Origin of the sequence: Pseudomonas sp. RL_105y_Pfl2_101 (assembly GCF_963970585.1) — a bacterium.
GTDB lineage: Bacteria > Pseudomonadota > Gammaproteobacteria > Pseudomonadales > Pseudomonadaceae > Aquipseudomonas.
This window is the reverse complement of record NZ_CAXAPG010000044.1, coordinates 15,260-27,901: the sequence shown is the minus strand read 5'-3', so window position 1 is coordinate 27,901 and position 12,642 is coordinate 15,260. Positions and strand designations below refer to the sequence as shown.

14 protein-coding genes and 1 rRNA gene are annotated in these 12,642 nt (G+C 61.6%); 5 read left to right on the top strand and 10 right to left on the bottom strand.

The features are described 5' to 3' along the window. A 5S ribosomal RNA gene (rrf, locus tag AACY31_RS29100) occupies window positions 1-75 on the top strand; the annotation flags it as partial. A gap of 119 nt (window positions 76-194) precedes the next feature. On the opposite strand, the gene AACY31_RS26555 is transcribed toward rrf, so the two are convergent. Next, window positions 195-596, bottom strand: coding sequence for a lysozyme inhibitor LprI family protein (locus tag AACY31_RS26555; protein WP_339483443.1), 402 nt, complete (start codon window positions 594-596; stop codon window positions 195-197). Between the two features lie 142 nt (window positions 597-738). Between AACY31_RS26555 and AACY31_RS26550 the strand changes: the two genes are divergently transcribed. Then, complete coding sequence (locus AACY31_RS26550; RefSeq protein WP_339483442.1) at window positions 739-1,197, top strand: SRPBCC family protein; 459 nt, start codon at window positions 739-741, stop codon at window positions 1,195-1,197. Window positions 1,198-1,657: 460 nt separating this feature from the next. On the opposite strand, the gene AACY31_RS26545 is transcribed toward AACY31_RS26550, so the two are convergent. Both AACY31_RS26545 and AACY31_RS26540 read right to left on the bottom strand, forming a co-directional pair. Beyond that, window positions 1,658-1,867 (bottom strand): hypothetical protein, encoded by a 210-nt coding sequence (locus AACY31_RS26545; RefSeq protein ID WP_339483441.1) that lies wholly within the window; start codon window positions 1,865-1,867, stop codon window positions 1,658-1,660. A 178-nt stretch (window positions 1,868-2,045) separates the two neighbouring features. Beyond that, window positions 2,046-2,993, bottom strand: a complete 948-nt coding sequence (locus AACY31_RS26540) for an AraC family transcriptional regulator (protein ID WP_339483439.1) — start codon at window positions 2,991-2,993, stop codon at window positions 2,046-2,048. A gap of 201 nt (window positions 2,994-3,194) precedes the next feature. Between AACY31_RS26540 and AACY31_RS26535 the strand changes: the two genes are divergently transcribed. Next, the gene (locus tag AACY31_RS26535) at window positions 3,195-3,932 is read left to right on the top strand and encodes an SDR family oxidoreductase (protein ID WP_339483438.1); all 738 of its coding nucleotides are present in this window, start codon (window positions 3,195-3,197) and stop codon (window positions 3,930-3,932) included. A 29-nt stretch (window positions 3,933-3,961) separates the two neighbouring features. Then, a complete protein-coding gene (locus AACY31_RS26530; protein WP_339483436.1) occupies window positions 3,962-4,222 on the top strand; it encodes an Atu4866 domain-containing protein in 261 nt (86 codons plus the stop codon). 78 nt (window positions 4,223-4,300) lie between these two features. Here the strand turns inward: AACY31_RS26530 and inhA are convergent, their stop codons facing one another. Next, window positions 4,301-4,987, bottom strand: coding sequence for an isonitrile hydratase (gene inhA / locus AACY31_RS26525; protein ID WP_339493050.1), 687 nt, complete (start codon window positions 4,985-4,987; stop codon window positions 4,301-4,303). Between the two features lie 99 nt (window positions 4,988-5,086). Between inhA and AACY31_RS26520 the strand changes: the two genes are divergently transcribed. After that, window positions 5,087-6,079: a GlxA family transcriptional regulator gene (locus AACY31_RS26520; RefSeq protein ID WP_339483434.1), complete on the top strand. Its 993-nt coding sequence runs from the start codon at window positions 5,087-5,089 to the stop codon at window positions 6,077-6,079. On the opposite strand, the gene AACY31_RS26515 is transcribed toward AACY31_RS26520, so the two are convergent. From AACY31_RS26515 to tam, 6 genes are all read right to left on the bottom strand, one after another. Further along, complete coding sequence (locus AACY31_RS26515; RefSeq protein WP_339493049.1) at window positions 6,048-6,950, bottom strand: alpha/beta fold hydrolase; 903 nt, start codon at window positions 6,948-6,950, stop codon at window positions 6,048-6,050. The two genes, AACY31_RS26520 and AACY31_RS26515, sit on opposite strands and share 32 nt — an antisense overlap. A 28-nt stretch (window positions 6,951-6,978) precedes the next feature. Beyond that, window positions 6,979-7,356 carry a hypothetical protein gene (locus AACY31_RS26510; RefSeq protein WP_339483433.1) on the bottom strand — a complete coding sequence of 126 codons (378 nt, stop codon included), beginning with the start codon at window positions 7,354-7,356 and terminating at the stop codon, window positions 6,979-6,981. A gap of 312 nt (window positions 7,357-7,668) precedes the next feature. Continuing rightward, complete coding sequence (locus AACY31_RS26505; RefSeq protein ID WP_339483431.1) at window positions 7,669-9,492, bottom strand: glycoside hydrolase family 15 protein; 1,824 nt, start codon at window positions 9,490-9,492, stop codon at window positions 7,669-7,671. Further along, on the bottom strand, window positions 9,485-10,285 hold the full coding sequence (locus AACY31_RS26500) for an SDR family oxidoreductase (RefSeq protein WP_339483430.1): 801 nt from the start codon (window positions 10,283-10,285) through the stop codon (window positions 9,485-9,487). Before AACY31_RS26500 ends, AACY31_RS26505 begins: the two co-directional genes overlap by 8 nt. 218 nt (window positions 10,286-10,503) lie before the next feature. Further along, on the bottom strand, window positions 10,504-11,637 hold the full coding sequence (locus AACY31_RS26495) for a cupin-like domain-containing protein (protein WP_339483429.1): 1,134 nt from the start codon (window positions 11,635-11,637) through the stop codon (window positions 10,504-10,506). A 91-nt stretch (window positions 11,638-11,728) separates the two neighbouring features. Beyond that, window positions 11,729-12,499, bottom strand: a complete 771-nt coding sequence (gene tam / locus AACY31_RS26490) for a trans-aconitate 2-methyltransferase (protein ID WP_339483427.1) — start codon at window positions 12,497-12,499, stop codon at window positions 11,729-11,731. Between the last annotated feature and the right edge of the window lie 143 nt (window positions 12,500-12,642).

Sequence of the window (12,642 nt, the reverse complement as noted above, 5' to 3'; positions counted from 1 at the left end):
GAACTCAGCAGTGAAACGATGCATCGCCGATGGTAGTGTGGGGTTTCCCCATGTGAGAGTAGGTCATCGTCAAGATTAAATTCCGAAACCCCTATCTGCTGACGCAGGTAGGGGTTTTGTTTTTGCCTGCAATAAAAAGCTTTGGCCAAAAAAGGATGACCTGTAAAGGTCATCCTTTTTTGGAATCCAGGCCCTTAAGCCTCGGGTACTGGGCAGCTCAAATCCCCTTCCTTGCACTTGAGGTAGATCTTGAATGCCTCGACCCGGGCTTTAGTCTGGGCGGTGATGCAGTTGCTGTAGATCAGCGGATAGACGCTACCGCCCTCGACCCCGGAGGCGGAGAAATTGCATTCGGCATCACGGAAACCTATCCAGGCACGCTGCGCCTTGACCAGCATTTGCTTGGCCTCCGGATTGTCCTTCAGGCGTGCTGTGATCTGTTTGTACAAGCTGTTCAGCTCGTTGTCGGCAGCCTTATTTTCTTTGGCTGCGCATTGGTTCATTTCGCCTTGAGTGCTGACGTCGGAGCAGTCGGCGGCTTGGGCTGCGGTGACGAATAGCAGCGGCGTCAGGGCCAGAAACAAGCGTGGGGGCATGTTTGGTCTCTCCTTGAGGGGGTTGAAAACGCCGGAGGAGTTTACATCGCTCCATGCAGTTTTAAAGAAGGTGATCCTGATACAACTTTCTGGTTGGCCTTGTGGTCTTACAAGCCTACTGTTGAAACACAGGAGGTGACTCATGCATTCATCCGATCGCATTGAAAGAAAGATCCTGCTCAAGGCTCCGCGCTCTCATGTCTGGCGAGCCCTAGCCAATGCCGAAGCTTTCGGCCAATGGTTCGGTGTCGCCCTTGAGGGGAAACGGTTTGTGGCAGGGGAGCGTACTCAGGGGCAAATCACTTATCCAGGTTACGAACACCTCATTTGGGACGTAGCGGTGGAGCGGGTGGAGCCCGAGCGGGTGTTCTCGTTTCGCTGGCATCCTTACGCTGTCGAGCCGCAGGTGGATTACTCTCAAGAGTCTGAAACTCGGGTGCAATTCGAACTCGAAGACGTGGATGGCGGCACCTTGCTCAAAGTCGTGGAGTCGGGTTTCAACAACATTCCCGAGGCTCGTCGGCTCAAAGCTTTTCGCATGGACAGCCGTGGCTGGGATGAGCAGATGGCCAACATTGAAGCCTTCCTGAGCAAGTCTTGATTGGGGACTACTGAGGACTAAGGGTTTTCGGAGGGAGTGGTATAGCGAATGTCTTACACGAGATGGTAGCTATGTCGTCTATTTCGTTTTGGATCCGAGGCGTAATCTAGCCTCATCCACTGAAGCACAGGAAGTGCTCAGGATCAGGGACGATCGACCTTGCAAGGAACGCTATCGACAGGGAGTCGTAATGGTCTTGGAAAAACCCGCTTCGGCGGGTTTTTTTTCGCCCGCAAAAAAACTGGGACGGTCCTATAGCGAAACGCTTACACACCGTTGCTGCGTTCTCGTCTTTTTCCAAGACGCCGGTGGGCCTAATCTATGTTCATCCACTGAGTACAGGGAGTGCTCGGGGTCATGGATGATTGGACCAGGCATGGAATGCCGGACAGGGAGTCAAATTGGTCCTCAAAAAACCCGCTTAGGCGGGTTTTTTTTCGTCTGTGAAAAAGTGGCCTGATCATGCCAGGCGCCGGGTCATGGTGCGGTCGGCACCATCGGCAGCCAAGGTCTGGCCTCCCGGCGTCCGATCCGTACCATCAGCGGCCACAGGCTGCTGGTAATCGCCAGCCTGGGTAAAGAAACGGTCTTGTTGCAGGCTCGGCAAGGCAAACGCACTGGCGCTCAGGGCGAAGGTGGTAGCGGCGATCAAGGTGTTGAGCGTTTTCATGGTAAAGACTCCGGTCATATCAAAGGTTGAGTGCCGGGTCGTTCAGATGTCGTGATCTGCTGAACCCGCTGCAGCGGCGACGGTTGTCTTGCTGCATGGGTTCAGATTAGGGGCGAGGCGGGGGCGGGCGTTAGACGGATACTGTCCTGGTTTTGCCTGATCCTGTTTGTGTGCAGGATCAGGCGCTACTGGCTTGCAGCGCCTGGGCACGCAAACGAGCGATATCCTTGCTTGGGGAGGCGCCAAATAGACGGCTGTATTCACGGCTGAACTGCGAAGGGCTTTCATACCCCATCTTGTAACCGATTGACGAAACGTCGCTGCTCTCTGCCAACAGCAACCGTCGGGCTTCCTGCAAGCGCAGTTGTTTCTGGTATTGCAGTGGGCTCATGGCGGTCACGGCTTTGAAGCGGTGATGCAGCGCCGAAGGGCTGAGATTGATCATTTGTGCCAGGCTGTCGATGCTCAGCGGTTCGGTGTAATGGGTATTGAGCCACTCGATGGCACGGCTGATGCGATGGGTCTGGGTGTCGGGAATGGCGATTTCGTGCAAGCGCTGGCCTTGGGTGCCACGCAGCAGCCGGTAGAAAATCTCCTGTTGGACCAACGGCGCGAGGGTGGTGATATCGTCCGGGCTGTCCAACAGCCGCAACAAGCGCAACAGCGCGTCGAGTAATGGCGCATCGATACGGTCCAGGAACAACCCGCGTCCGGTTCTTTCGGCCGGCACGCCGATAGGGCTGGCGTCGGTAATCAGGCGGCAGATCTGAGTCGGGTCGATATCGAGGCGGATGCACAGGTAGGGGCGCTCCGGGCTGGCTTCAATTACCTGGCCGGCCAGTGGCAGGGTCACCGAGACGACCAGATAATTGAGCGGGTCATACACGTAGCATTCGTCCGCCAAGCGTACTTCCTTGCGTCCCTCGATAATCACGCATAAACCAGGCTTGTGCACGGTGTGCAACGCCCCGGTTGTCTGGTCACTACGGATCAGGTGCAAGGCCTCGATGGCCGTAGGATGGACGCCGTATTCCGGCGCAAAGCGCTTCATCAGGCTCGCCAGTTCGGTGCGGCGCTGGCTGACGCCGTCGTTTGGCGCAATGTGGATGGACGTGGATACCGACATGCCGATCAATCTCCCAGGCCAAATTGAGTGGACCGCGCTAGTAAAGCCGATTGCGCGACTGTCGGCCAGAGTCGGTTTTATCGCTACAGGATCGTGCAAGTGCGCAGGAGGATCCGGCTAACCCAGGCCTCGGTCGGTTCCCTAATCTGGACCTGTCAAAGCGCTCCCACCGGGGCAACACATCCAGACGAGGCAACCATCATGTCCGATATTCAAAACAAAGTAGTGGTCATCACCGGCGCCAGCAGCGGGATTGGTGAAGCAGCGGCGCGGTTGCTCGCGGCTCGCGGTGCTCGTGTCGTGCTTGGCGCCCGGCGCATCGATCGTTTGCAAACGCTGGTGCAAGAGCTCGAAACCATTGGCCAGCAGGCGGTCTGCAAAGCTGTCGACGTGACCCGCCGCGAGGATGTCCAGCAACTGATAGACTTTGCTGTCGAGCGATTCGGTCGGGTCGACGTGATCATCAACAATGCCGGGGTCATGCCGCTCTCCAAGCTCGAGGCGCTGAAAGTCGAGGAGTGGGACCGCATGATCGACGTCAACCTCCGTGGCGTACTCCACGGCATCGCCGCCGGCCTGCCGCTGATGCAGCGCCAGCGCAGCGGGCAGTTCATCAACATCGCGTCCATCGGTGCCTACGCCGTCAGCCCGACTGCCGCGGTGTATTGCGCCACCAAGTTTGCTGTTCGGGCGATTTCCGAGGGCTTGCGCCAGGAAGTCGGGGGAGATGTGCGCGTGACGGTGATTTCCCCTGGCGTGACCGAATCGGAACTGGCCGAGAGCATTTCCGATGAAGGTGGACGTGCTGAAATGCGCGAGTTCCGCAGGATCGCCATTCCGGCCGAAGCCATCGCCCGGGCGATCGCCTACGCCATCGAACAACCAGCGGATGTGGACGTCAGCGAACTGATCGTGCGACCCACCGCCAGCCCGTTTTAAACCACGTTTTACCTGACAGGAGATGTCTCATGAGAAAGGCCTTTGGAGACCAGGACAAATTTGTCGGCCTGTGGGTGACGGCCGATGGCGTGATTCGCCATCGACTGCTGCCGGGCGGACGCTATGACGAAGCGCGAGGTTTGCATGAAAGCGCTTACCAGGGCGACTACTGGTTGCAGGACGAGCATATCGAATATCACGACGACACCGGTTTCACCGCCGATGGGGATTTTCGTGAGGGTGTGCTGTATCACGCGGGGATGGTGTTGTATCGCCAGGAGGTGCGATGAGTCCACGGTTGGCTGTGTGGGAGCAGCTTTGCTCCCACAGCACAGCACAGCACAGCCATGCCTGGTTGGGACTTTGCGTTACGCCAGGCCCAACCGCGCCGCAGCACGCTGGGCGATCTGGGAGCGCACCCGGAGCGACTCGGCGGTACGCCGCTGGGCTTCTTCCAAGACGCGCGTTGGTGCGGTCTCCGGGCTACCGGCGTTGAACGGCGGGGCAGGGGCGTATTCGAGCTGCAGTTGGACCCGTTCGGCGGTGTCCTGGTCGAACAGTTCGGCTGCCAGGGTCAAGGCAAAATCGATCCCGGCCGTGATGCCGCCGCCGGTGATCAGGTTGCCATCGCGGACCACGCGATCCTTGACCGGTGTTGCGCCCAGGGTTTGCAGCAGGCTGTGATAGGCCCAATGGGTGGTGGCGCGTTTGCCTTGCAACAGGCCCGCCGCACCGAGCACCAGCGAACCGGTGCACACTGAAGTGATGTACTTCGCCTCGGCGGCCTGTCGCTTGATGAAGGCCAGCGTCTGCTCGTCTTCCATCAGGGGCCCGACACCGGTCCCGCCGGGGACGCAGATCACGTCGAGCTTCGGGCAGTCCTCGAACGTGGTGGTGGGCAGCAACACCAGCCCGGTGCTGGCAGTGACCGGCACCAGGTCCTTCCAGATCAGGTGGACCTTCACGTGTGGCAACGAGGCCAGTACGTCATAAGGGCCGGTCAGGTCCAACTGCTGGACTTGGGGAAATAACAGCAAACCGATCTGCAGCGTCATGTCGCGTGCTCCTTTGGATGATGCCCGAGGGGTGGACGGTTTTACTTTAGATCCGTAGGATCTGGCGTATACGCCAATAAACCCACGAATCACGCCAATATGCCCAACCCACCGAAAACCGTTCATGTACTGGCCTTCGCCAACGTGCAAGTGCTGGATGTCACCGGGCCCTTGCAGGTGTTTGCCTCGGCCAACGACCTGGCTCGCCAGCAAGGCGTGCCGTTGCCCTACACGCCCAAGGTTATCGCGGTGGGTGGTGGGTCGGTGATGTCCTCGGCAGGGTTGGCGTTGTTAGCCGAGCCGCTGCCGAGCGAAGGCAGCGACACGCTGTTGATTGCCGGTGGTTGGGGTGTGTACGAAGCGGCGCAGGATCCGGCGCTGGTGGCCTGGGTCAAGGAGCAGGGTTTACGTTCGCGAAGGGTGGCGTCGGTGTGCACCGGGGCGTTCCTGCTGGCCGCCAGCGGTTGGCTGGACGGGCGGCGCGTGGTGACCCACTGGACCCGTTGCGAACAACTGGCCGAGCAGCATCCGCAGTTGCGGGTCGAACCCAACCCGATTTTCATCAACGATGGCCCGGTCTGGACCTCGGCCGGGGTCACGGCCGGCATCGACCTGGCCCTGGCGCTGGTGGAGGAAGACCTGGGCCGCGCGGTGGCGCTGGAAGTCGCCCGGCAGCTGGTGGTGTTCCTCAAGCGTCCCGGTGGGCAATCGCAGTTCAGCGTGACCTTGTCGCTGCAAAAGCAGGGCAGTCGGTTTGATGACCTGCATGCCTGGATCGCCGAAAACCTCACCCGTGACCTGGGCCTGTCGAGCCTGGCCGCCGAGGTCGGCATGAGCGAACGCAGCTTTGTGCGGCACTACCGCGCCGACACCGGCCAGACCCCGGCGCGGGCGGTGGAGTTGCTTCGCGTGGAAACCGCTCGCCGCCTGTTGTCCGACACCGCTGTATCGATCAAGCGGGTGGCGGTGCAATGTGGCTTCGGCAGTGAGGAAACCTTGCGCCGCAGCTTTTTGCGGGCCATGGGGGTGACGCCCCAGGCCTATCGCGAGCGGTTCGCCGTCAGCCCTCAAGCAGATCCAGCAATGCCTTGAGCGTGGCCTCGGGGGCTTCCTGTGGGATGTTGTGGCCAACACCGGCCAGCACTCGGCGCTCGTAAAAGCCGCTGAAATGCTCGGCGTCTTCATCGTGTTCCGACGCTGGCCCCACGCCGTCGTCGGCACCGCACAGGGAAATGCTCGGTACGCTGATGGTCGGCTGTGCCGCCAGCTGTTCCTCCATCCACTCCAGCGTCGGGTCGCCCGGTGCGTACATGAAGCGATGACGGTAGGAGTGGATCACCACGTCGACGAAGTCCGGGTTGTCGAACGACGCGGCGCTGAGGGGATACCGTTCGGCGCCACGTTTCCAGGTCGGTGACCACAGGCGCCAGAGCAACTCACACAGTTCACGTCGGTTCTGGGTCAGGCCCTCGACACCCCGCGCGGTGTGGAAATAGTACTGGTACCACAGGCGATGTTCGGTTTCCGGGGCCAGTGGCTGCTTGGATCGTGGAATGTCCTGCAGGTTGTAGCCATCGCCAGTCACCAGGCAGCGAACGCGCTCGGGCCACAGCGCCGCGACGATACACGCCGCCCGACCACCCCAGTCGTAGCCGCACAGCGCCGCTTGAGGGATGGAGAGTACGTGCATCAGATCCAGCAGGTCCTGGGCCAGGGCCGCTTGCTGGCCGGAGCGCAGGATCGCCGGGTTGTTGAACCGGGTCGGGCCATAGCCGCGCAGGTAGGGCACGATGACCCAATATCCACGCTGAGCCAGGGCTGGTGCGACTTCATCGAAAGCCCTGGGATCGTAAGGAAAACCGTGCAGCAGGATGATGGGTTCGCTGCTGGCGGGACCGTGTTCTTCGTAGGCGATGCGCAACAGCGGCGTCACGGCGAAGTTGACCTTGGGATTGAGGTTCATGTTGGCCTCCGACATTGCCCGGTTGCGCTCAGGCGGGTTCCTGGTTCACGTATTTGGCCCGGTCCGGCGTGAACGTCACAATCATGTTTGTGCCGGAGCAAGTCAGGGTGCGCTCCTGGGTCAGATCGATGTCCAGGTCTTCACCGCGCAGGCCCTGCCATTGGGCGAGGTACTTGAGACAGCCGAATTTTTCGTTTTTCTTCAGGCTGCGGCTGACGCCACCTTTCCAGCCCAACACCGGCAACTCACCGGCCAGGCAGCGTTGCGCCAGTTCGGGAAACTTCACCGCGCGCTCGCGGCCGATTTCCCAGCATTTGATCAGGCCCCGGTCCTGGCCCTCCCAGAGGTCTTCGCGGGTCAGGCCTGTTCGGGGTGGGGTGGTGATGGGGCGTTTGATATGGGGCATGTCAGGTCCTTGGGTCGGGTTTTTATCGGGCAGCTCCGCTGCACCCGTGAGAGCATCGATCTTAGGAGGGGTTTGGGGGGCTGGCAACTCGAAACGCTGTGTAACGATAAATGGGGCCGCAGGAGCAGGTAGGAGCTGGTAGGAGCTGTCGAGTGCAACGAGGCTGCGATCTTTCCCCTAACACTTGAATCCCAAGCGAAAGATCAAAAAAACGTCCGAACGCGGCCCGAGCCTTCACCAGCGCCTACAGAGCCCAGCGGGAGCAAGCTCCCTCGCCACAGGGACTGTGTTCAGTCTGAAGGGCAACTCAGCTCACGGCTGCCAATGAGTTTTCTCCCCGCTCAACTTGCGATCCAGAAAGCTCGCCGCGCTGATCAGCGCAAGATGGGTCAGGGCTTGGGGAGTGTTGCCCAAGTGGTAGCCGTGGCTGTCGAATTCTTCGGCGTACAGCCCCAGCGGGTTGGCGTAGCGCAGCAGTTGTTCGAATTCCAGCTGGGCTTTTTCCACGCGGCCGGCGCGGGCCAGGCATTCCACGTACCAGAACGAGCAGGCCGCGAATGAGCCTTCGATGCCGCTGAGGCCGTCGATGGGGCTGTCGTCGTTGCGGTAGCGATAGACCATGCCGTCGCGCACCAGGTTTTTTTCGATGGCATCAAGTGTCGAGAGCCAGCGCGGGTCGCGGGCGCTGACGAAGCGCACCAGCGGCATCAACAGCATCGAACCGTCCAGGGCGGTGCTGCCCAGGCGCTGGATGAAGTGCTGGCATTCGTCGTTCCAGAAATTTGTCCAGATGTCTTGGTAGATAGCCTGGCGGGTCTTGTCCCAGCGGACGAACGGGGCGGGTAGGGAGCGTTTTTCGGCCAGGCGGATGGCGCGGTCGACGGCGACCCAGCACATCAGCCGCGAATGCAGGAAATGCTGCTTGTCGCCGCGCATTTCCCAGATACCCACGTCGTTGTTCTGCCAGACCTTGCACACCTGGTCGACCACCTCGACAGTGTGTTTCCAGCCTTGATGGGAGATGGCTTCGCCGTATTTGTTGACCAGGTACACCGCGTCCATCAGCTCGCCGAAAATGTCCAACTGCACTTGTCTGTAGGCCAGGTTGCCGATGCGTACCGGCCGCGCGTTGCCGAAGCCGCTCAGGTGTGGCAGCTCGGTTTCCGGCAATTCCAGCCTACCGTCCTGGCCGTAGAGGATGTTGAGTTTGATCGGCTGGCCACGGCAGTCGCTGACCCGACCGCGCAGCCAGCGCATGTAGGCGTTGGCTTCTTCGACGAAGCCCAGGCGCATGAACGCGTAGACGGTGAACGAGGCGTCGCGGATCCAGGTGTAGCGATAATCCCAGTTGCGCTCACCGCCGCGAGTTTCCGGCAGGCCGAAGGTGGCGGCGGCAAGGATGGCGCCGTGTTTGCGCGAGGTCAGCAGCTTCAGCGCCAGGGCCGAGCGGTTGACCACTTCCCGCCAGCGTCCCCGGTAGGTGGACTGGGCGATCCAGCCGCGCCAGAACGCCAGGGTGCGTTCCAGGCAAATCGCGCTGACATCATCCTGAAGGCGCGGGTCGTCGATGCCACCCAGCAGGAATTCGGCGCTCTGGCCTTGCGCCAGGGTGAACTCGGCCGTCGCCGCATTGCCGTCCAGCGTCATGGGCTGGTCGGAGCATAAGCGCAGGCTCGGTTGCCCCGGCGCCTCGAAACAGATGTGGGCAGCGTCCTGGCGCGCAGTGGTGGCGGCCCGGGCGTAGTCATGCCGCACGGCGCAGCGCATGCGAAACGTCGCGCTGCCGACGGTCATGTGCACTTTGCGCATCAGCAGTGGCAAATCATCCTCGCTGTCGCCGATGGGCAGCAGGTCGGTGACTTCCACCACGGCGCCGTCGCTCAGCCAGCGGGTTTGCAGCACGTTGGTGTCGGGCAGGTAGAGCTGCTGGCGACGGGCATTCGGCAGGTCCGGGGCCAGTTGAAAAATACCCGCTTCGGGCGTATCCAGCAGCGAACAAAAGATCGACGGGCTGTCGAATTCCGGCCAGCAGAAAAAGTCGACACTGCCTCGGTCATTGACCAGCGCAGCGCTGCGCATGTCGCCGATGATGCCGTGGTTCTCGATAGGGCTTTGTGGTTCGTGATCGTTAACCATTGTCGCGGAACCTCGGATAAAGGTTCATCCCGCCATCAATGAACAGTGTGGTGCCCACCACGTAATCGGACAAGTCCGAGGCCAGCCAGAGCACCGCGTTGGCGACGTCCTCCACATCGCCGACGCGACCGTAAGGAATCAGCTCCAACAGTTTCTGCTCCTGCGCGCCCTCGGTGGCGTCCCGGTTGATGGCCGTGCGGATGGCGCCGGGAGCGATGCTGTTGATGCGGATGCGCTGGTGGCTGGTTTCCTGGGCCAGGCTCTGCATCAGCAGATCGACACCGCCCTTGGACGCGGCGTAATTGGCGTGGCCCGCCCAGGGAATGCGCTGGTGCACCGAACTCATGTGGATGATCTTGCCAGCGGCCCGGGACACGCCTTGGCGAATGCCCTGGCGGGTGAAGATCCGCAGGGCGGCGCGAGCGCAGAGGAACTGGCCAGTGAGGTTGGTGCCGATCACGGTGTTCCAGTCTTCCAGGCGCATGTCGACGGTGGCGGCGTCTTTTTGCAGGCCGGAGTTGGCGACCAGGATGTCCAGCGAGCCAAACGCTTCAAGGGTCTGGGCGAACAGCCGCTCGACGTCCGGCTCCTTCGACACATCGGCACCGACGGCGATGGCGTGGCCGCCGTTGGCGTTGATTTCACGGGCCAGCGCTTCGGCCGGGCCGGCGCTGGAGTGGTAGTTGATTACCACCGCGGCACCGGCGTCTGCCAACGTCCTGGCCGAAGCCGCACCAATGCCGGAACTGGCGCCGGTGACCAGGGCAACCTGTCGGGCGAGGGATATCTGCATGGTCTAGCACCTTGAACGGGGGGCCTTACCTGCTGACTGGCGTGAGGTGGGTGGAGTTCATTTGGGTGATGTAGGAGCTGCCGGAGTGAAGCGAGGCTGCGATCTTTTCCCAGACACTTGAGTCTCAAGCGAACGATCAAAAGATCGCCGGCTGCGCAAGCTCCTACACAGCCCGGGGGGAGCAAGCTCTCCCTCGCCACGAAAGCGGTGTTCGGCTGTTACCACCCCCGCCCCGAATTGACCCAGAAATTCACCGACAAAGAGGTGGACACCGACTCCACCTGATGGAACCAACCTTCAGGTAAAAACAGCAAATCCCCAGCCTCCAGCGTCACGCGCATGAAGGCCACGTCGCGGGCGTGGGGGAAGCGCTGGTAGTCCGGCGCGTCCGGGTTGAAATCACAGCCGTCCAGCCCGCCTTGGGGCGCCGTGGACCAGGTGCCCAGGGCTGCGCGGTGGTGAGGCGCGGCGAGAGTAAAGGTTTTCTGGCCCCAGACCTGGGCGAACAGGTTGTCGGTGTCGTCGCGGTGCAGCGGCGTCAGGGTGCCCTTGGGGCCGATCCAGATGCGCGGTGGGATGAACAGCGAGCGGTCGAAGTAGGGCGGGTACTTGATCTGCTCCATCAGTTGCGCCGGCAGGATGTTGTTGCCCATGTAGGCCGGTGGTTCGCCGTCGGCGCCCTTGGTCGCCGGGCTGTCGAGGGAGGCGATGAAGTCGGCCATGGAGGTGGAGCGAAAATCCCGCTCGGTGGAGAAGGTCTTCTTCACGTAGTCACCGTGGCGGGTGATGCCTTGCAGTTCGGCAAAATGCACCAGGGACTCTTCGCGGCTGAGCTTGAACAACGGCCAGTCCTGCAAGGCATTGCTGATGACCAGTGGAATGCCGTGGGGCAAATAGCGCCCTTGAAACTCCTGCACCGACAGCCCGCTGCGAGGCCGACGCTCCACGCTGCGCTGGGTCGGCAGACTGGCGGTGAGTTTTTCGCTGAAGCGCGACGGCGTGGGGTAGCGCTTGTTCATGTCAACCTTTTCCACCACGCCACCGCCATGTCGGACATGATCGATGATCTGCGGCAGCAACGTCGCCAGGCCCATGTTGCCGCCGATCTTCAGGCGCCCGCTGGCGAACAGTTCCTCGACATTGGCCAGGCCGGCCATGATCCCGAGGAAGTCTTTTTCCGCCACCTCGATGGTGACGTCGGGGCTGGTGTGGCGGCCGGCCTGGGTGCGACTGCCGGCCTTGACCTCGGACCAGTACGCCTGGTGCGGGCCGAACACGAATTGGAAGACGCCTTCGATACCAACGGCGTGGGCATTGGCGAACAGCTCGCCCAGGATGGTTTGCAGGTCCACGGCGGTCACTCTTGCGGGTTTTTGGTCTTAGCAGGTAACGAGGGCCTGGATCAGAAATTTAGCTCCCATCGCTGCGTCATCGACCGTTGCCCTAGCGCGTCGCGACCATGAACACCCGGGGAAACGGCAGCAGTACCGTCCCATCGTCCAGGGCGGGATAAACCTGTTCGATCGCCTTGAGGTAGCGGGCCAGGTACTGCTCGCGTTGCGCCTCGTCCAGCCGCTCGAGAAACGGCCGCAAGGCGCTGCCCTTGAACCATTCCACCACGCCAGCGGCACCGCCGGCCAAGGGGTGATGGTAGGTGGTGCGCCACACATCGACGCGGCTGCAGTGGGGCTTGAGGATCGAGTAATAGGCTCTGGCATCCGCCATCTCAGTACGCGAATCAGCCGCCCCGGCCAGTTGGCTGGCCCAAGGCCCGTTGACGGCGATTTCCCGCATCAAGCGGTGGGAGGGCTGGTGCAGGTTGTCGGGCATCTGGATTGCCAGGCTGCCACCGGGAGCGAGCTTGCCCACCAGCGAGGGCAGCAGGGTGGCATGGTCGGGCAGCCATTGCAGTACCGCGTTGGCGAAGATCACGTCGAACGGCCCAGGTTCATCCCATCGGCCGATGTCGGCGGTGTCGAATGCCACGGCGGGCAGGCGTTTGCGTGCGGCGTCGACCATGTCGCTGGAACTGTCCAGGCCGCGCACCGTGGCGCTGTTGAAATGTTCCACCAACAGTTCGGTGGAATTGCCCGGGCCGCACCCCAGGTCGATCACTGAACGGGCCTGTGTGGGAGCAATGGCGGCGAGCAGGTCCCGGGCCGGACGGGTGCGTTCCTGTTCGAAGGTAACGTATTGTTTGGCGGACCAGCTCATGGCGTTCTCCTGTGTGGGGGAGTGAGTCGAGGTATCGCCAGTATAAGGTCGGGTGGGAAGATGAACCGCGTTATCGTTCATCGCGGGCAAGCCTTGCTCCGGCAAGGTGCCGTCATCTCGTAGCGAACGTCACGGTTTTGACT